Source organism: Streptomyces swartbergensis, from assembly GCF_002148965.1.
In the GTDB taxonomy this organism is placed as follows: Bacteria; Actinomycetota; Actinomycetes; order Streptomycetales; family Streptomycetaceae; genus Streptomyces; species Streptomyces swartbergensis.
Window position 1 is genome coordinate 1 of the sequence record NZ_NGFN01000166.1, and the last position, 18034, is coordinate 18034.

At 72.4% G+C, this 18034-nt stretch carries 16 protein-coding genes and 1 pseudogene; 12 read left to right on the plus strand and 5 right to left on the minus strand.

Features of this window, described 5'->3' with window-relative positions; all coding sequences use genetic code 11:
- The 3 genes from CA983_RS24620 to CA983_RS24630 all read left to right on the plus strand — a co-directional run.
- Positions 1-663, plus strand: a 663-nt coding sequence (locus CA983_RS24620) for a DUF5819 family protein (protein ID WP_086603059.1), incomplete at its 5' end; no start/stop codon positions are given.
- A complete protein-coding gene (locus CA983_RS24625; protein WP_086603072.1) occupies positions 660-1871 on the plus strand; it encodes an HTTM domain-containing protein in 1212 nt (403 codons plus the stop codon). The genes CA983_RS24620 and CA983_RS24625, both read left to right, overlap by 4 nt.
- On the plus strand, positions 1868-2608 hold the full coding sequence (locus tag CA983_RS24630) for a TrmH family RNA methyltransferase (RefSeq protein ID WP_086603060.1): 741 nt from the start codon (positions 1868-1870) through the stop codon (positions 2606-2608). Before CA983_RS24625 ends, CA983_RS24630 begins: the two co-directional genes overlap by 4 nt.
- A 17-nt stretch (positions 2609-2625) precedes the next feature.
- Here CA983_RS24630 and paaN read toward each other — a convergent pair whose 3' ends face one another.
- On the minus strand, positions 2626-4317 hold the full coding sequence (gene paaN, locus CA983_RS24635) for a phenylacetic acid degradation protein PaaN (RefSeq protein WP_086603061.1): 1692 nt from the start codon (positions 4315-4317) through the stop codon (positions 2626-2628).
- 160 nt (positions 4318-4477) lie between these two features.
- Here paaN and CA983_RS24640 point away from each other — a divergent pair, with 160 nt between their 5' ends.
- Both CA983_RS24640 and CA983_RS24645 read left to right on the plus strand, forming a co-directional pair.
- The gene (locus CA983_RS24640; protein WP_086603062.1) at positions 4478-5995 is read left to right on the plus strand and encodes a 3-hydroxyacyl-CoA dehydrogenase; all 1518 of its coding nucleotides are present in this window, start codon (positions 4478-4480) and stop codon (positions 5993-5995) included.
- Positions 5992-6582, plus strand: a complete 591-nt coding sequence (locus tag CA983_RS24645; RefSeq protein WP_086603063.1) for a TetR/AcrR family transcriptional regulator — start codon at positions 5992-5994, stop codon at positions 6580-6582. Before CA983_RS24640 ends, CA983_RS24645 begins: the two co-directional genes overlap by 4 nt.
- Position 6583: 1 nt before the next feature.
- Here the strand turns inward: CA983_RS24645 and CA983_RS24650 are convergent, their stop codons facing one another.
- A complete protein-coding gene (locus tag CA983_RS24650; protein ID WP_059417096.1) occupies positions 6584-7069 on the minus strand; it encodes an Lrp/AsnC family transcriptional regulator in 486 nt (161 codons plus the stop codon).
- Positions 7070-7261: 192 nt separating this feature from the next.
- Here CA983_RS24650 and pdhA point away from each other — a divergent pair, with 192 nt between their 5' ends.
- The 6 genes from pdhA (at position 7262) to CA983_RS24680 (ending at position 14594) form a co-directional block, all read left to right on the plus strand.
- On the plus strand, positions 7262-8407 hold the full coding sequence (pdhA, locus tag CA983_RS24655) for a pyruvate dehydrogenase (acetyl-transferring) E1 component subunit alpha (RefSeq protein WP_086603064.1): 1146 nt from the start codon (positions 7262-7264) through the stop codon (positions 8405-8407).
- On the plus strand, positions 8404-9408 hold the full coding sequence (locus CA983_RS24660) for an alpha-ketoacid dehydrogenase subunit beta (RefSeq protein ID WP_086603065.1): 1005 nt from the start codon (positions 8404-8406) through the stop codon (positions 9406-9408). Before pdhA ends, CA983_RS24660 begins: the two co-directional genes overlap by 4 nt.
- Positions 9408-10853: a dihydrolipoamide acetyltransferase family protein gene (locus CA983_RS24665; protein WP_086603066.1), complete on the plus strand. Its 1446-nt coding sequence runs from the start codon at positions 9408-9410 to the stop codon at positions 10851-10853. The genes CA983_RS24660 and CA983_RS24665 overlap by 1 nt, the downstream gene beginning before the upstream one ends.
- Positions 10854-11137: 284 nt before the next feature.
- Positions 11138-12112, plus strand: a complete 975-nt coding sequence (locus CA983_RS24670) for an NTP transferase domain-containing protein (RefSeq protein WP_208637026.1) — start codon at positions 11138-11140, stop codon at positions 12110-12112.
- Positions 12109-13491, plus strand: a complete 1383-nt coding sequence (locus CA983_RS24675; RefSeq protein ID WP_086603067.1) for a molybdopterin molybdotransferase MoeA — start codon at positions 12109-12111, stop codon at positions 13489-13491. Before CA983_RS24670 ends, CA983_RS24675 begins: the two co-directional genes overlap by 4 nt.
- Positions 13488-14594: a potassium channel family protein gene (locus CA983_RS24680; RefSeq protein ID WP_208637027.1), complete on the plus strand. Its 1107-nt coding sequence runs from the start codon at positions 13488-13490 to the stop codon at positions 14592-14594. Before CA983_RS24675 ends, CA983_RS24680 begins: the two co-directional genes overlap by 4 nt.
- Positions 14595-14664: 70 nt before the next feature.
- On the opposite strand, the gene CA983_RS24685 is transcribed toward CA983_RS24680, so the two are convergent.
- Both CA983_RS24685 and CA983_RS24690 read right to left on the minus strand, forming a co-directional pair.
- Positions 14665-15513, minus strand: coding sequence for an ABC transporter permease (locus CA983_RS24685; RefSeq protein WP_086603069.1), 849 nt, complete (start codon positions 15511-15513; stop codon positions 14665-14667).
- On the minus strand, positions 15510-16535 hold the full coding sequence (locus CA983_RS24690) for an ATP-binding cassette domain-containing protein (protein WP_086603070.1): 1026 nt from the start codon (positions 16533-16535) through the stop codon (positions 15510-15512). The genes CA983_RS24685 and CA983_RS24690 overlap by 4 nt, the downstream gene beginning before the upstream one ends.
- A 170-nt stretch (positions 16536-16705) precedes the next feature.
- Between CA983_RS24690 and CA983_RS24695 the strand changes: the two genes are divergently transcribed.
- Complete coding sequence (locus CA983_RS24695; protein ID WP_086603071.1) at positions 16706-17695, plus strand: NAD(P)H-quinone oxidoreductase; 990 nt, start codon at positions 16706-16708, stop codon at positions 17693-17695.
- A 31-nt stretch (positions 17696-17726) separates the two neighbouring features.
- Here the strand turns inward: CA983_RS24695 and CA983_RS24700 are convergent.
- Positions 17727-18034, minus strand: a pseudogene (locus tag CA983_RS24700) (hypothetical protein); the annotation flags it as partial.

The following is an 18034-nucleotide window of genomic DNA, read 5'->3' on the forward strand; positions in this document are numbered from 1 at the left end:
CCCCGCGCCGGTGTCGCCGCGCTCTCCCTCCGCTACCGGATAGGTGTCGCGCTGGCGCTCGCGGTCGTCGCGGTGGGGGTCTGTGTGCACATCGGGATGATGTTCCTGCACGTCGCGCCGCCGAACACCGTCACCAGGGAGCACGGCAAGGCCGTGGACGACTGGATCTATCCGGAGTTCGAGCAGAACTGGAAGCTCTTCGCGCCGAACCCGCTCCAGCAGAACATCTCGATCCAGGTCCGTGCCGAGGTCCGGGACGGGGAGGGCGGGACGCTGACCACCGGCTGGTACGACCTGTCCGCCGAGGACGGCCGGGCCATCGACGGCAACCTGCTGCCCAGCCACACCCAGCAGAACGAGCTGCGCCGGGCCTGGGACTTCTTCCTCGCGACGCACGACAGCGAGAACCGCCCGGTGGGGCTGCGCGGCTCGCTCTCCGAGTCGTACCTGCGCCGGATCGTGGTGCTGCGCCTCGGCCGCGACGACGCCGTGCGGGCCACCACCGGGGGCGGCGGTGCCATCGAGCGCGTCCAGGTCCGCTCCCGCACCAGCAACGTGCCCCCGCCGGAGTGGAGCCGGGAGAAGGTCTCCACGACACCGGCCTACCGCGAGCTGCCGTGGTGGCCGGTGCCGGAGGCCGAGGCCGGGGGTGGCGTGCGGTGAACCGCTTCTCCCTGGCCGCCTCGCGCGGTATCGCCCGGGTCACCGAGGCCGCCCTCGGCCCGTACCAGACCGCCGTGATCCGCATCGGCTTCAGCGCGACCTGGCTGCTGTTCCTGCTCCGCGAGTTCCCCCACCGCCACGAACTCTACGGCCCCGACGGGCCCTGGAGCTGGGGTCTCGCCGAGCAGCTGATCGGGACCAACAAGGCCTTCACCATTCTCATGTGGTCGGACGGCACGATCTGGTTCGAGACCGTCTACCTGCTCGCGATCCTCGCCAGTGCCCTGCTGCTGCTGGGCTGGCGCACCCGCACCATGTCGGTGCTGTTCATGGTCGGTGTGCTGTCGCTCCAGAACCGCAGCGTCTTCATGGGCGACGGCGGCGACAACGTGCTGCACCTGATGTCGGTCTACCTGGTGTTCACGCGCTGCGCCCAGGTGTGGTCGCTGGACGCCCGGCGGGCCGAGCGCGTCCGGGCGGCCCACGCGCGGGGCGAGCGGGTCACGGACCGGACCGGCCCGGCCCTGTGGGGTGTGCTCGGATTCGTACTGGCCGGGGCGACCCTGGCCGGCCGGATGGAGGGCGACTGGCTGATACCGGCGCTGCTGTGGGCCGTGTGGGTGACGCAGGCCCTGTGGTGGCTGGCCGGGCGCCGCGCGAAGCCCGGTGAGCTGCGGAGCATGCTCGACGTGGTCGCCGACATCGTGCACAACGGCGCCCTGCTCGTGATCATGGCCGAGGCCTGCCTCATCTACGCGACGGCCGGCTGGTACAAGATCCAGGGCTCCCGCTGGCAGGACGGCACCGCCGTCTACTACCCGCTCCACCTGGAGTACTTCTCGCCCTGGCCAGGGCTCGCCGACCTGCTGACCGCGAGCGGCACGATGGTGATGCTCGTGACCTACGGGACGGTCCTGGTGCAGGTCGCCTTCCCGTTCACGCTGTTCAACCGGCGGGTGAAGAACGTCCTGCTGGCGGTCATGATCACCGAGCACGCCGTGATCGCCGTCGTCCTCGGACTGCCGTTCTTCTCGCTGGCGATGATCGCGGCGGACGCGGTGTTCCTGCCGACGACCTTCCTGCGCCGCATGGGCGGCCGGGCGGCACGCGCGCGTGACCGGCTGCTGCGGCGCGGCGGCCCTGAGCAGGCCCCCGAGCAGCACGCCCACGAGCGCCCCGAGGTCACGCACGTAGGCTTCGGGACATGACCGACCCCGTGACCGTCTGGCGCCGGCTCGCCGGCGGCACCGTCCTGCTCGACGGCTTCCACGCCCTCAAGCACGCCGTGCGGTTCGGCGCCGAGGTGCCGGTCGCGGTCACAGCCGACCGGGCGGCCACGCTCGCCCTCGCCGACGAACTGGCCCCGGACGTACGGGACGCGCTGGCCGGGCTGCTGACGGAGGTGCCGCACGAGACGTACGCGTCGTTCGTCCCGCACCCGCACCCCACCGCCGTGGCCGCCCTGGCCGTACGGCCCTCCCGCGCGTCCAACCTGGAGAAGCTGGCGCACACGCCCCGCACGGCCCCCGTCGTGGTCCTCGACAACCCGCGCAACCTGGGCAACGCGGGGGCGGTGATCCGCCTGGCGGCCGGCTTCGGGGCGACGGGCGTGGTCACCACGGGGACGGTCGACCCCTGGCACCCCACGGTCGTCCGCGGCGGGGCCGGGCTGCACTTCGCGACGGCGGTGGAGCGGCTGGAGGTGTCCGCCCTGCCGCCCGGCCCGCTGTTCGCACTCGACCCCGAGGGCGACGACATCCGGGGCATCAAACTCCCGGACGACGCCGTCCTCGCGTTCGGCTCGGAACGCACGGGCCTGTCGCCGGAACTACGCGCCCGGGCCGACCACTTGCTGTCCCTGCCGATGCGCCCCCAGGTCAGCAGCTACAACCTGGCGACGAGCGTGGCGATGACCCTGTACCACTGGAGCTGCGGGGTGGCTTAAGGGTTTCGCAACAGGCCCTATGCCTCCCGCCGCACCTCGACCATCCTGAACCGGTTGGCCACGAACGCCCCGTCGCACAGCGCCGCGCTCGCCGCCGGATTTCCGCCCGAGCCGTGGAAGTCGGAGAACGCGGCTGTCTGGTTCACATACACCCCGCCCGTGAGGTTCAGCGACAACTGCGCCGCCTCCTCCAGGCACACCTCCCGCACGGCCTGCTCGACCTCCGGGTCGGTCGTGTACGCGCCGACGGTCATCGCGCCCTTCTCACGGACGGTCCGCCGCAACAGCTCCGCCGCGTCCGCCGCAGAGTCGACCGCCACGGCGAAGGAGACCGGCCCGAAGCACTCGCTCATGTACGCGGCCTCGGCATCCGGCTTGGCCCCGTCCAGCTTCAGGATCACCGGCGTACGGACGACCGCACCCGGAAAGTCCGGGTTGGTGATCTCCCGGGAGGCCAGGGCGACTTCGCCCAGCCCCGCCGCGGACTCCAGCCGGGCCTTCACGTCCGGGTTGACGATCGCGCCCAGCAGCGCGTTCGCCCGGGCGTCGTCGCCCAGCAGCCCGTCGACCGCCTTGGCGAGATCCGCGACCACCTCGTCGTACGACTTGGGGCCCTGGTCCGTGGAGATGCCCTCGCGCGGGACGAGCAGGTTCTGCGGGGTCGTACACATCTGGCCGCTGTAGAGGGACAGCGAGAACGCCAGGTTGGAGAGCATGCCCTTGTAGTCGGACGTGGAGTGGACGACGACCGTGTTGACGCCGGCCTTCTCCGTGTAGACCTGGGCCTGGCGGGCGTTGGCCTCCAGCCAGTCGCCGAACGAGGTCGAGCCCGTGTAGTCGATGATCCGGATCTCCGGGCGCGTCGCCAGGGTCTTCGCGATGCCCTCGCCGGGGCGCTCCGCGGCCAGCGCCACCAGGTTCGGGTCGAAGTCGGTCTCGGCGAGCACCTCGCGCGCGACCTGCACGGTGAGCGCCAGGGGCAGCACCGCGCGCGGGTGGGGCTTGACCAGGACCGCGTTGCCGGTGGCCAGGGAGGCGAACAGGCCCGGGTAGCCGTTCCACGTCGGGAAGGTGTTGCAGCCGATCACCAGGCCGATGCCGCGCGGGACCGGCGTGAACTGCTTGGTCATGGCCAGCGGGTCACGCTTGCCCTGGGGCTTGGTCCACTCCGCCGTGTCGGGCGTGCGCACCTGCTCCACGTACGCGTACGCCACCGCCTCCAGGCCGCGGTCCTGCGCGTGCGGCCCGCCCGCCTGGAACGCCATCATGAACGCCTGGCCGGAGGTGTGCATGACCGCGTGCGCGAACTCGTGCGTCCGGTCGTTGATCCGCTTGAGGATCTCCAGGCAGACCACCGCGCGCTGCTCCGCGCCCGCGTCCCGCCAGGCCCGCTGGCCGGCCTTCATAGCGGGCAGCAGCACGTCGAGGTCCGCGTGCGGGTACGTCACGCCCAGGTCGATGCCGTACGGGGACGTCTCGCCGCCCACCCAGTCGTCCGTGCCCGGCTGGCCGAGGTCGAGGCGGGTGCCGAGCAGGGCGTCGAAGGCGGCCTTGCCCGCGGCCGCGTCCAGGCTGCCGTTCTCCCCGTAGGCCTTGGGGTGCTCGGGGTGCGGGGACCAGTATGCGCGCGTGCGGATCGCTTCCAGCGCCTGGTCGAGGGTGGACCGGTGCCGAGCGATCAGCTCGTGCGCCGAGAGTGCGGCGGTCATGGGTGACCAACTCCTCGTCTCAAGAACTCCTCGTCGAGTTCATGACCTGGGCAGAAACCTGGGCAGGAACACTCGGACAGAGCTAGAGTAACCGAACGATCGGTCGGTTCAAGGGGGTCCGCCGCATCTGTGGAAAACCCCGTGCGGGAGGATCGCGCACATGACAGCACTCGACCTCAGCAGCCCCGTGGCCGTCGTCGGCACCGGCACCATGGGCCAGGGAATCGCCCAGGTCGCGCTGGTCGCGGGCCATCCCGTACGGCTGTACGACGCCCTCCCCGGGCGGGCGCGGGAAGCCGCCGACGCGATCGGGGCCCGCCTGGACCGGCTCGTCGAGAAGGACCGGCTCACCGGCGCCGACCGGGACGCCGCCCGCGCCCGGCTGCTGCCCGCCGGGAACCTCTCCGAGCTGGCGGACTGCGCCCTGGTCGTCGAGGCGGTCCTGGAGCGGCTGGACGTCAAACAGGAGCTGTTCAGCGAGCTGGAGGGCATCGTCGACGACGACTGCCTGCTCGCCACCAACACCTCCTCCCTGTCCGTCACCGCCATCGGCGGCGCCCTGCGCGTCCCGGGCCGCTTCGTCGGCCTGCACTTCTTCAACCCCGCCCCGCTGCTGCCGCTGGTCGAGGTCGTCTCCGGGTTCGCCACCGACGTCACGTACGCCACGCGCGCGTACGAGACCGCCCGCGCCTGGGGCAAGACGCCGGTCGCCTGCGCGGACACCCCCGGCTTCATCGTCAACCGCATCGCCCGGCCCTTCTACGCCGATGCCTTCGCGGTGTACGAGGCGCAGGGCGCCGACCCGGCCACCATCGACGCCGTGCTGCGCGAGTCGGGCGGCTTCAGGATGGGCGCGTTCGAGCTGACCGACCTGATCGGCCAGGACGTCAACGAGGCCGTCACGCGGTCGGTCTGGGAGTCCTTCTTCCAGGACGTGCGCTTCACCCCGTCCCTCGCCCAGCGGCGCCTGGTCGAGTCCGGCCGGCTGGGCCGCAAGGCCGGCCACGGCTGGTACGACCACCGGGACGGCGCCGAGCGCCCCGAGCCGGACACCGCCGAGCAGCGGCAGCCGCCGGCGTACGTCGTCGCCGAGGGCGACCTGGGCCCGGCCGGTGATCTGCTCGCGCTGATCCGCGAGGCGGGCATCCCGGTCCGCGACGAGGACGAGGACAACGGCACCCGCATGGTGCTGCCGAGCGGCGGGCAGCTCGCCCTCGCCGACGGTCAGACCTCCGTGGAGTTCCGGGACGTCGTCTACTTCGACCTCGCCCTGGACTACCGCAAGGCCACCCGGATCGCCCTGTCCGCCTCCCAGGACACCTCCCCGCAGACCCTCGCCGAGGCCATCGGCCTGTTCCAGGCGCTCGGAAAGAAGGTCAGCGTCATCGGCGACGTCCCCGGCATGATCGTCGCCCGCACGGTCGCGCGGATCATCGACCTGGCGCACGACGCCGTCGCCAAGGGCGTGGCCACCGAGGAGGACGTCGACACCGCGATGCGCCTCGGCGTCAACTACCCCCTGGGTCCCTTCGAGTGGAGCCGCCGGCTGGGCCGCTACTGGGCCTACGCGCTCCTGGACGACCTCCACCTGCGCGACCCCTCGGGGCGCTACGCGCCGTCCCTCGCGCTGTACCGCCACGCCCACGCCTCCGACAAGCGGGAGGGCACAGCCTCATGACCACCGCCAAACGCGACACCTACACGCCGGACACCCTGCTGTCCGTCGCCGTCCGGGTGTTCAACGAGCGCGGCTACGACGGCACCTCCATGGAGCACCTCTCCAAGGCGGCCGGCATCTCCAAGTCGTCGATCTACCACCACGTCACCGGCAAGGAGGAGCTGCTGCGCCGAGCCGTGAGCCGGGCGCTGGACGGCCTCTTCGGGATCCTGGACGAGGAGCACGCGCGCGTGGGGCGTGCCGCCGCGCGTCTGGAGTACGTCGTGAGGCGCATGGTCGAGGTGCTCATAGCCGAACTGCCCTATGTGACCCTCCTGCTGCGCGTGCGCGGCAACACGGACACCGAGCGGTGGGCCCTGGAGCGCCGCCGCGACTTCGACCACCGGGTGGCCGACCTGCTGAAGGCCGCGGCCGCGGACGGGGACGTGCGCGGCGACATAGAGGTCCGGCTGGTGACCCGGCTGGTCTTCGGGATGATCAACTCGATCGTCGAGTGGTACAAGCCGGGCGGGCGGGGCATGAACGAGCGCGAGGTGGCCGACGCGGTGGTGCAGCTGGCGTTCGGGGGCCTGCGCAAAGCCGGATAGCTCACCCCTGCGGCTCCAGGTCCTCCTCCTCGAACACCAGCAGCGTGCGCGTGCTGAGCACCTGCGGGATCGCCTGGAGCCGGGTCAGCACCAGCTCGCGCAGCGCCCGGTTGTCGGACACGTGCACCAGCAGCAGCACGTCGAAGTCCCCGCCCACCAGGGCGATGTGCGAGGCGCCGGGCAGCTGTCTGAGTTCCTCGCGCACGGTGCGCCAGGAGTTCTGCACGATCTTCAGAGTGATGTAGGCGGACGTCCCCTGACCTGCCCGTTCATGGTTGACCCGGGCGCCGAAGCCGCGGATGACACCGTCCTCGACGAGCCGGTTGATGCGGGCGTAGGCGTTGGCGCGCGAGACGTGGACCCGCTCGGCGACCGACCGTATCGAGGCGCGGCCGTCCGCCTGGAGCATGCGCAGGATGTCCTGGTCGATGGCGTCCAGCGGACGCGGCGGTGGCGGCAGGCCGCTGTCGTCCTGGCTCTCGGCCATTTGTTCAGATGCCACCTGCGCCCGCCTCCCTGCCATGGACGTACTGCGTCCATCACAGGCTGTGGAGAACCGTTTGTCCACAGCCTGAGGCCACCCGTAGCCAAAATGTGCCGACGACCGAACAATCGGTAGGTGAGGCGCATCACAGCCGACGCGCCTGCACGAAGCCGCTCCCCACGAGGAGGTGCCGTCATGACGGTCATGGAGCAGCGGGGCGCGTACCGGCCGACCCCGCCGCCCGCCTGGCAGCCGCGCACGGACCCCGCGCCGCTGCTGCCCGACGCCGAGCCGTACCGCGTCCTCGGCACCGAGGCGGCCGCGCAGGCCGACCCGGAGCTGCTGCGCACGCTGTACGCCCAGCTGGTCCGCGGTCGCCGCTACAACGCCCAGGCCACCGCGCTCACCAAGCAGGGCCGCCTCGCCGTCTACCCCTCCACCACCGGCCAGGAGGCCTGCGAGATCGCCGCCGCGCTCGTGCTGGAGGAGCGGGACTGGCTCTTCCCCAGCTACCGCGACACGCTCGCCGTCGTGGCCCGCGGTGTGGACCCCGTCGAGGCGCTCACGCTGCTGCGCGGCGACTGGCACACCGGCTACGACCCCTACGAGCACCGGGTCGCCCCCCTGTGCACCCCGCTCGCCACCCAGCTGCCGCACGCCGTGGGCCTCGCGCACGCCGCCCGCCTCAGGGGCGACGACGTGGTCGCGCTGGCCATGGTCGGCGACGGCGGCACCAGCGAGGGGGACTTCCACGAGGCGCTGAACTTCGCCGCCGTCTGGCAGGCCCCGGTCGTCTTCCTCGTGCAGAACAACGGCTTCGCGATCTCCGTCCCGATAGCCAAGCAGACCGCGGCCCCGTCGCTGGCCCACAAGGCCGTCGGCTACGGCATGCCCGGCCGCCTGGTCGACGGCAACGACGCCGTCGCCGTGCACGAGGTGCTGAGCGACGCCGTGCGCCACGCCCGTGCGGGGGGCGGTCCCACCCTCGTCGAGGCGATCACCTACCGCGTCGACGCCCACACCAACGCCGACGACGCGACCCGCTACCGCGGCGACGCCGAGGTCGAGGCCTGGCGCGAGCACGACCCGATCCAGCTGCTGGAGCGGGAGCTGACCGCGCGCGGCCTGCTCGACGAGGCCGGGAAGCAGGCCGCACGGGACGCCGCCGAGGCGATGGCCGCCGACCTGCGCGAGCACATGAACCAGGACCCGGTGCTCGACCCCATGGACCTGTTCGCCCACGTCTACGCCGAGCCCACCTCCCAACTGCGCGACCAGCGGGAACAGTTGCGGGCCGAGCTGGAGGCCGAGGCCGGGCCGGAGGGGGGCACGCACCGATGACCACCGTCGCCGTCAAGCCGGCCACCATGGCGCAGGCCCTCACGCGCGCGCTGCGCGACGCCATGGCCGCCGACCCCGCCGTACACGTCATGGGCGAGGACGTCGGCACCCTCGGCGGCGTCTTCCGCGTCACCGACGGACTCGCCAAGGAGTTCGGCGAGGACCGCTGCACGGACACCCCGCTCGCCGAGGCGGGGATCCTGGGCACGGCGGTGGGCATGGCCATGTACGGCCTGCGCCCGGTCGTGGAGATGCAGTTCGACGCGTTCGCCTACCCGGCGTTCGAGCAGCTCATCTCGCACGTGTCCCGCATGCGCAACCGCACCCGCGGCAAGATGCCCCTCCCGATCACCATCCGCGTCCCCTACGGCGGCGGCATCGGAGGCGTCGAGCACCACAGCGACTCCTCCGAGGCGTACTACATGGCGACTCCGGGGCTCCATGTCGTCACGCCGGCCACCGTCGCCGACGCCTACGGTCTGCTGCGCGCCGCGATCGCCTCCGACGACCCGGTCGTCTTCCTGGAGCCGAAGCGGCTGTACTGGTCGAAGGACTCCTGGAACCCCGAGGAGCCGGCGCCCGTTGAACCGATCGGCCGTGCGGTGGTGCGGCGCTCGGGCCGCAGCGCCACGCTCATCACGTACGGGCCGTCCGTACCCGTCTGCATGGAGGCGGCCGAGGCGGCCCGGGCCGAGGGCTGGGACCTCGAAGTCGTCGATCTGCGCTCCCTGGTGCCGTTCGACGACGAGACGGTGTGTGCCTCGGTGCGCCGGACGGGACGCGCGGTCGTCGTCCACGAGTCGGGCTCCTTCGGCGGCCCGGGCGGGGAGATCGCGGCCCGGGTCACGGAGCGCTGCTTCCACTATCTGGAGGCTCCGGTGCTGCGTGTGGCCGGGTTCGACGTCCCGTATCCACCGCCGATGCTGGAGCGCCACCACCTGCCCGGTGTGGACCGGATCCTGGACGCCGTGGGGCGTCTTCAGTGGGAGGCCGAGAGCTGATGGCACAGGTGTTCGAGTTCAAGCTGCCCGACCTGGGTGAGGGGCTCACCGAGGCGGAGATCGTGCGCTGGCTGGTCGAGGTCGGTGACGTCGTAGCCATCGACCAGCCGGTCGTCGAGGTCGAGACGGCCAAGGCGATGGTCGAGGTGCCCTGCCCCTACGGCGGTGTGGTCACGGCCCGCTTCGGCGAGGAGGGCACGGAACTGCCCGTCGGGGCGCCGCTGATCACGGTGGCGGTGGGGGAGCGGCCTACGGGCTCCGGCGGCTCATCGGCTTCCGGTGGCTCGGCGGACTCCGCGAGCGAGAAGTCCGCCGGTGCCGGCGGACGCTCCGGTGCCGAGGGCTCGGGCAACGTCCTGGTCGGATACGGCACGTCCGAGGCACCAGCGCGGCGACGCAGGGTGCGGCAGGGAAGGCCGGTGTCCGGTGCGTCCGCAGCGGGCTCCGGGGAAGTGAACGGGCAGGACGCTGTCCCGGCGGCGGCGAACGGGCAGGCCGGTGCCCCCGAGACCGAGGACGGCCCCGTCCCCGTGATCTCGCCCCTGGTCCGCCGCCTGGCCCGGCAGAACGRCCTCGACCTGCGGGAGCTGACCGGGTCCGGCCCCGACGGGCTGATCCTGCGGGCGGATGTGGAGTACGCGCTGCGTGCCGCTGCCCCCTCGGGTGCGGCGGCTCCGACGGCGGAGCCTCACCCGAGCCTGCCACAGGCACCGGGTACGGCCCCCGCACCACACCCCACCGCGGCAGCGGCCCACGGCGAGATCCGCACCCCGCTCAAGGGCGTCAGGGGCGCCGTCGCCGACAAGCTGGCGCGCAGCCGCCGCGAGATCCCGGACGCGACCTGCTGGGTGGACGCCGACGCCACGGAGCTCATGCGGGCGCGCACGGCCATGAACGCGGCCGGCGGCCCGAAGATCTCCCTCCTGGCCCTGCTGGCCCGGATCTGCACGGCGGCCCTCGCCCGCTTCCCCGAGCTCAACTCCACCGTGGACGCGGAGGCCAGGGAGGTCGTCCGGTTCGACCACGTGCACCTGGGCTTCGCCGCGCAGACCGACCGGGGGCTCGTCGTCCCGGTCGTCCGGGACGCGCACGCGCGCGACGCCGAGTCGCTGACCGCGGAGTTCGCCCGGCTGACCGAGGCGGGCCGGACCGGGACGCTGACGCCCTCGGAACTCACCGGCGGAACCTTCACGCTGAACAACTACGGAGTCTTCGGCGTCGACGGCTCCACACCGATCATCAACCACCCGGAGGCGGCGATGCTCGGCGTCGGCCGCATCGTCCCCAAGCCCTGGGTGCACGAGGGCGAGCTGGCGGTGCGGCAGGTCGTCCAGCTCTCGCTCACCTTCGACCACCGGGTGTGCGACGGCGGCACGGCGGGCGGCTTCCTGCGCTACGTGGCGGACTGCGTGGAACAGCCGGCGGTGCTGCTGCGGACGCTGTGATTCCGTCCGGCCCCGGAACGACGGACGCTGTGATTCCGTCCGGCCCCGGAACGACGGACGCTGTGATTCCGTCCGGCCCCGGAACGACGGACGCTGTGATTCCGTCCGGCCCCGGAACGACGGACGCTGTGATTCCGTCCGGCCCCGGAACGACGGACGCTGTGATTCCGTCCGGCCCCCGAACGACGGACGCTGTGATTCCCGTTCGCCCCGCGAGCCGTTGCCCGTGATCGTGTCCGTTCCCCCGCGTTCCTTGTGATCGCGGGGGCACGCATACTCGGGGTGTGACCGCCTACGAGCTCCCGGGTGAACCCGGCACCGGTTCCGGCCCCGCGCGGCGGCCGGACCCCGCCGCGTACGACGCCGTCGTGCTCGCCGGGGGTGCCGCCCGCCGGCTCGGCGGCGCCGACAAACCCGGTGTGCGCGTGGGCGGCCGGGCCCTGCTCGACCGCGTGCTCGCCGCGTGCGCGGGCGCCCGCGGCACCGTCGTCGTCGCCGCGCCCCGGCCGACGGCACGACCCGTGACCTGGGCCCACGAGGACCCGCCCGGCGGCGGCCCGCTCGCCGCGCTCGACGCCGGACTCCGGCACACCACGGCGGAGCATGTCGTGGTGCTCTCCGCCGATCTGCCGTTCCTTGAGGAGCGCACGGTCGGCCGGCTGCTGAGCACGCTGCGGGCGAGCGCCGCCGACGGCGTGCTGCTGACCGACCCCGAGGGCCGTGACCAGCCCCTCGTGGCTGCGTACGCCGCGCCCCGGCTGCGCGAGGTGCTCGCACTCCTCACCGACCGGCACGAGGGTCTCGCCGGTCTGCCGCTGCGGCGCCTCATCGCCGAGCTGAACCTCACCCGCATCTCCGACCCCGTCGCGTCGTTCGACTGCGACACCTGGGACGACATCGCCACCGCCAGGGCACGCATCAGGGAGCATGGGCACGTGTTGGATGAATGGATTTCCGCCGTCAAGGACGAACTGGGTGTCGACCTGGAGGTCGACATCCGCGGCCTGCTCGACCTCGCCCGCGACGCCGCCCACGGTGTGGACCGGCCGGCGGCGCCGCTGACCACCTTCCTCGTCGGCTACGCGGCCGCACGGGCGGGCGGCGGCCCGGAGGCGGTCGCCGAGGCCGCCCGCAGGGCCGCGGCTCTCGCCACCCGCTGGGCGGAGGAAAGTACCGCAGAGGCCCAAACCTCCGGCACCCCGCCCCAGCCCGACGTCGCCCCCGACGCGACGCCCGACACGCGCCCGGACGCCGGATGACCCCGCACGGCACACGCGCCGGTGAGGACGCCGAGGACCTCGACGTCGAGGAGGTGCTCGCCCTCGTGAACAACAACAACGACCTGCCCGGCCCCGCTGAACGAGGGGAGACGGACAGCCGCCGCGCCTCCGGCCGGCCGGACACCTCTCCCCGGCCCGACGCCCGCCACCACGCCACCCCCTGGCCGGAGGCCCGGGCCACCGCGGCACGCGCCGCCCGGAGCACCACCCGGGCCGCTCGCCGCCGGCCCGTCACCGTGCCTCTCGAAGCCGCCCTCGGCCTCACCCTGGCCGCTCCCCTCGACGCCCTCACCGACCTCCCCTCCTTCGACACCTCCGCGATGGACGGCTGGGCGGTCGCCGGGCCCGCCCCCTGGGACGTACGGGACGACGGCGTCCTGGCCGGGCACGGCGCGCACGAGCCGCTGACCGACGGCGAGGCCGTCCGGATCGCCACCGGCGCCCGCATCCCCCCGGACACCACCGCCGTTCTGCGCAGCGAGCACGGCCGCACCGACGAAAAGGGCCGCCTGTACGCGACCAGGGACGTCGTCCCCGGCCAGGACATCCGCCCGCGGGGCCAGGAGTGCCGCAGCGGGGACCAGTTGCTCCCCGTCGGCGCCCTCGTCACCCCGGCCGTACTCGGGCTCGCCGCAGCGGCCGGATACGACACCGTCACCGCCGTCCCACGGCCTCGTGCCGAAGTCCTGGTCCTCGGCGACGAGTTGCTCACCGAGGGACGGCCGCACGACGGTCTGATCCGGGACGCGCTCGGCCCGATGCTGCCGCCCTGGCTGCGGGCGCTCGGCGTCGAGGTCACCGCCGTACGACGCGTCGGGGATGACGCCGAAGCCCTGCACCAGGCGATCACCACGTCCGACGCCGATGTCGTCGTCACCACCGGCGGCACCGCCGCGGGCCCCGTCGACCACGTCCACCCCATCCTGCGCCGCATCGGTGCCGAACTCCTCGTGGACGGCGTCAAGGTGCGCCCCGGCCACCCCATGCTGCTGGCCCGCATCACGGAGAACCGGCACCTCGTCGGCCTGCCGGGCAACCCGCTCGCCGCCGTCTCCGGACTGCTGACGCTCGCCGAGCCGTTGCTGCGGACCCTCGCGGCCCGTCCGGCCCCGGAGCCGTACACGCTGCCGCTCAGGGACGCCGTGCACGGGCACCCGTACGACACCCGGCTCGTCCCCGTCGTCCTGCGGGGCGACCAGGCCGTGCCGCTGCGCTACAACGGCCCGGCCATGCTGCGCGGCGTCGCGGCGGCCGACGCGCTGGCCGTCGTACCCCCAGGCGGTGCACGTCCGGGACAGGAGGCGGAACTGCTCGACCTGCCCTGGGCGTCCGGAGGAATCGGGGTGTGTTTCACGTGAAACTTCCGGGCCAGGACGCGATTGCCCGCCAGGCGGACGAGCATCTGGTGACCCATCGGGTCAAACTCCCGAGGAAAGTGGTGGAGCACCCGGTCCGCCAGGTCACCAAGAGGCTCTCCGTGGCACTGGTGGTCCTCGTCGCGACCGCGCTGATCGTCTACGTCGACCGCGACGGCTACAACGACAACGCGGGTGGCGGTCTCACCCTCCTCGACGCGTTCTACTACGCGACCGTCACCCTCTCCACCACCGGCTACGGCGACATCACCCCGGCCAGTGACGCCGCCCGGCTCACGAACATCCTCGTCATCACGCCCCTGCGCGTGCTGTTCCTGATCATCCTGGTCGGCACCACCCTCGAAGCCCTCACCGAACGCACGCGGGAGGAGTGGCGACTGAACCGCTGGAGGTCCACGTTGCGCGATCACACCGTCGTCATCGGCTTTGGCACGAAGGGCAGGTCGGCGATCCGGACCGTCTGTGCGACGGGTCTGAAGAAGGAACAGGTCGTCGTGGTCGACCCCAGCTCCAAGGCGATCGACGCCGCGGCCGCCGAGGGCTACGTGGGCATCATCGGGGACGCGACGCGCAGCGAGGTGCTGAAGCGGGCCGAGGTGCACAAGGCGCGCCAGATCATCATCGCGACGCAGCGCGACGACACGGCGGTCCTTGTGGCGCTGACGGCCCGGCAGCTCAACCGCGGGGCGAACATCGTGGCCGCGGTGCGGGAAGAGGAGAACGCGCCGCTGCTGAAGCAGTCGGGCGCCGACGCGGTCATCACCAGCGCCAGCGCCGCGGGCCGTCTGCTCGGCCTGTCCGTGCTCAGCCCCTCCGCGGGCATGGTGATGGAGGACCTCATCCAGCAGGGCAGCGGGCTCGACATCGTCGAACGGCCGGTGGTCAAGGCCGAGGTGGGCAAGACCCCGCGGGAGATCACCGACCTGGTGGTGAGCGTCATACGCGGTCACCGGGTGCTCGGCTACGACGATCCGGCCGTCGGGAAGCTGGAGCTGACCGACCGGCTCATCACGATCGTGCGGGCGACGCCCGGCACACAGGTCGCGCCCGACCCCCGGCCGTTGCCGCCGATGCCCCGCAGCTGACCGCGGGACACGAAGCCGGCCGCCACGCACTCCCCCCGTGCGCGACGGCCGGCCGCCAAGGCCCCAGGGTCTACTTCCGGTTGTACAGCCGCATCGTGATCGGCCCGAAGACCAGCACGAACAGCCCGGTCCAGCCCAGCGTCCAGGCGACCTCGGCGGTCGGCCAGTCGCCACCCATCAGGCCGCGCACCGCCGACGCCAGATGGGTGATGGGGCTGTTGTTGACGAAGGCCTGGAGCCAGCCCGGCATCGTCTTCGGGTCGACGAAGACGTTGGACAGGAAGGTGAGCGGGAAGATCACCATCATGCTGACGCCCATCACCGACTTCTCGGTGCGCAGCATCAGCCCGAACATCGTCCAGATCCACGAGAAGGCGAACGAGAAGAGCACCAGCAGGGCGATCCCGGCGACCACACCGCCGATCCCGCCGTCCGGGCGGTAGCCGAGGATGATGCCGACGGTGAGCATCACGACGGACGCGATGGTGTACCGCAGGGCGTCGCCGAGCAGATAGCCGACCATCGTCGACGGCCGCCAGATCGGCAGGCTGCGGAACCGGTCGAAGACGCCCTTCTCGATGTCGGTGTTGACCGAGACGCCCGTGTACATCGTGATCATCACGACCGACATCACGAGGATGCCCGGCAGCAGGAACTGGATGTACTCCCTCGGCGAGCCGGCCAGCGCCCCGCCGAACAGGTACGTGTACATCAGCACCATCATGATGGGGAACGCCGTGACGTCGAAGAGCTGCTCCGGCACGTGCTTGATCTTGAGGATCGCCCGCCAGCCGAAGGTCATCGAGGCCGACCAGGCGCTGGGCCGGGGCGGACGCTCCTTGGAGATGAGCAGCGCGGCGAGGGATTCGGCGCTGACCGGGGCGAGTTCTTTGCTCTCCGTGATCGTCGCGGTGCTCATGCCGCCACCTCGTCCTTCGGGTCGTGGGAGTCGTCGGCGTGGTCGGAGTCGTGCGTGTCGTGTCCGGTGAGGGCGAGGAACACCTCGTCCAGGCTGGGCTGGCCCAGCGAGAAGTTGTCGACGGTGATCCCGGCGTGGGCCAGCTCGCTCAGCGCGCGGGACGCCTGCTGGGCCGCGCTGTCGTCGCTCGCCGCCGTACCGAGGCGGGCGGTCAGGGCCACCGGGTCGTGTTCCGGCTGCACCTGCGCGTCGAGGACCCGGCGCAGCAGATCCGCCGCCAGGGTCCGCTGGTCCGGATCGCGCAGCCGTAGATGGACGGACCCGGCGCCGACGGACGATTTCAGCTCGCCCTTGGTGCCCTCGGCGATCACCCGGCCGCGGTCGATGACGGCGATCCGGGACGCCAGCTGGTCGGCCTCGTCCAGGTACTGCGTGGTCAGCAGCACGGTGGTGCCCTGGGCGACGACGGCCCGCACGATGTCCCAGACCTGGTTGCGGCTGCGCGGGTCGAGGCCGGTGGTCGGCTCGTCGAGGAACAGCAGGTCGGGGGTGTTGAGGATGGACGCGGCGATGTCGATGCGGCGCCGCATGCCGCCCGAGTAGTGCTTGACCTGCTTCGTGGCCGCGTCCGTGAGCCCGAAGGCCTCCAGGAGCTGGGCGGCACGGTCCCGGGCGGCCTTCCTGTGGTGGCCGAGCAGCCGGCCCAGCAGGACCAGGTTCTCGGTGCCGGTGAGGTCCTCGTCCACCGACGCGTACTGGCCGGTGAGGCTCACCCGGCCGCGCACCTCGTCGGCCTCGCGGACGATGTCGTGGCCGAAGACATGGGCCTCGCCGCCGTCCGGCCGGAGCAGGGTCGCGAGCATCTTGACCGTGGTGGTCTTGCCGGCGCCGTTCGGGCCGAGGACGCCGTAGACCGTGCCCGCGGGCACGGACAGGTCCACTCCGTCGACCGCCCTCGTCTCGCCGAAGGTCTTCACCAGGCCCGCGGTCTCGATCGCCAGGCCGGACGTCTGCGTGCTCATGTGTCGGTCCTTCCGAGTACGTGGGCTACGCATGGGGAGACCTTCACCGTCGCGCAAACTCATCGCTCCCGCATATGGAATGTCGCCAGGACCGGACCAACGACGGAGGCGGAGCCGGCCCGGGGGGCGGAGCGGAGTCGGTCCGGCCACCGAGGAGTACCGTCCCCTTCATGCATGCGATCACGATTCCCGAACCTGGTGGGCCCGAGGCGCTGGTCTGGGACGAGGTCCCGGATCCCGTGCCCGGCGAGGGCGAGGTCCTGGTCGAGGTGGCGGCCGGTGCCGTCAACCGGGCCGACATCCTGCAACGGCAGGGCTTCTACGACCCGCCGCCCGGCGCGTCCCCCTACCCCGGCCTGGAGTGCTCCGGGCGGATCGCCGAGATCGGCCCCGGTGTCTCCGGCTGGAACGTGGGCGACGAGGTGTGCGCGCTGCTCTCCGGCGGCGGCTACGCCGAGAAGGCGGTCGTCCCGGCCGGACAGCTGCTGCCCGTGCCCGAGGGCATCGGCCTGACGCAGGCCGCGGCCCTGCCCGAGGTGACCTGCACCGTCTGGTCGAACGTCTTCATGATCGCCCACCTGCGTCCGGGCGAGACGCTGCTCGTGCACGGCGGCTCCAGCGGCATCGGCACCATGGCCGTCCAGCTCGCCAAGGCCGTCGGCGCGCGGGTGGCCGTCACGGCCGGCACCAGGGAGAAGCTGGACCGGTGCGCCGAACTGGGCGCCGACATCCTGGTCAACTACCGCGAGCAGGACTTCGTCGAGGAGGTCAGGAAGGCCACGGACGGTGCCGGTGCCGACGTCATCCTCGACAACATGGGCGCCAAGTACCTGGAGCGCAACGTCAGGGCCCTCGCCGTCAACGGCCGGCTCGCGATCATCGGTATGCAGGGCGGCGTCAAGGGGGAGCTGAACATCGGCGCCCTGCTCGCCAAGCGCGCCGCCATCACCGCGGCGTCCCTGCGCGCCCGGCCGCTGGAGGAGAAGGCGGCCATCGTCGCGGCCGTGCGGGAACACGTCTGGCCCCTGTTCTCCGGCGGCCACCTGCGCCCGGTCGTCGACCGCGAGCTCCCGATGCCGGACGCGGCCGCCGCGCACCGGGTCGTGGAGGAGAGCGGTCACATCGGCAAGGTGCTGCTGATCACCCCGCAGGGCGCCTGAGGTACCGGCAGACAGGCCCCGGTCGACAGGCCTAGGCCCGCCGCAGCCGCAGGGCGAAGAAGGCGAGTCCGAGGCCGAGGCCGATCAGCACCAGGCCGCTGCCCAGCGGCAGGATGCGCAGGACCGGCCCGACGGGGCGCTCGGCGCGCGCGGCGGCGGCCTCCCGTACGGGCTGCTCCGTCTGCGCGGAGGGCTCGGGGACGGCTTCCCGGGGTTCCTCGGGGACGGCGGTGACCTCACCGGCGCCCCGTTCCCGCTCGGCGTCCTCGGGCCGCCCCGGCCGCTGCCGCCCCTCACCGGCCCGGGTCCCGGCCCGCGAGGGCTCGCCCGGGGTGGAGG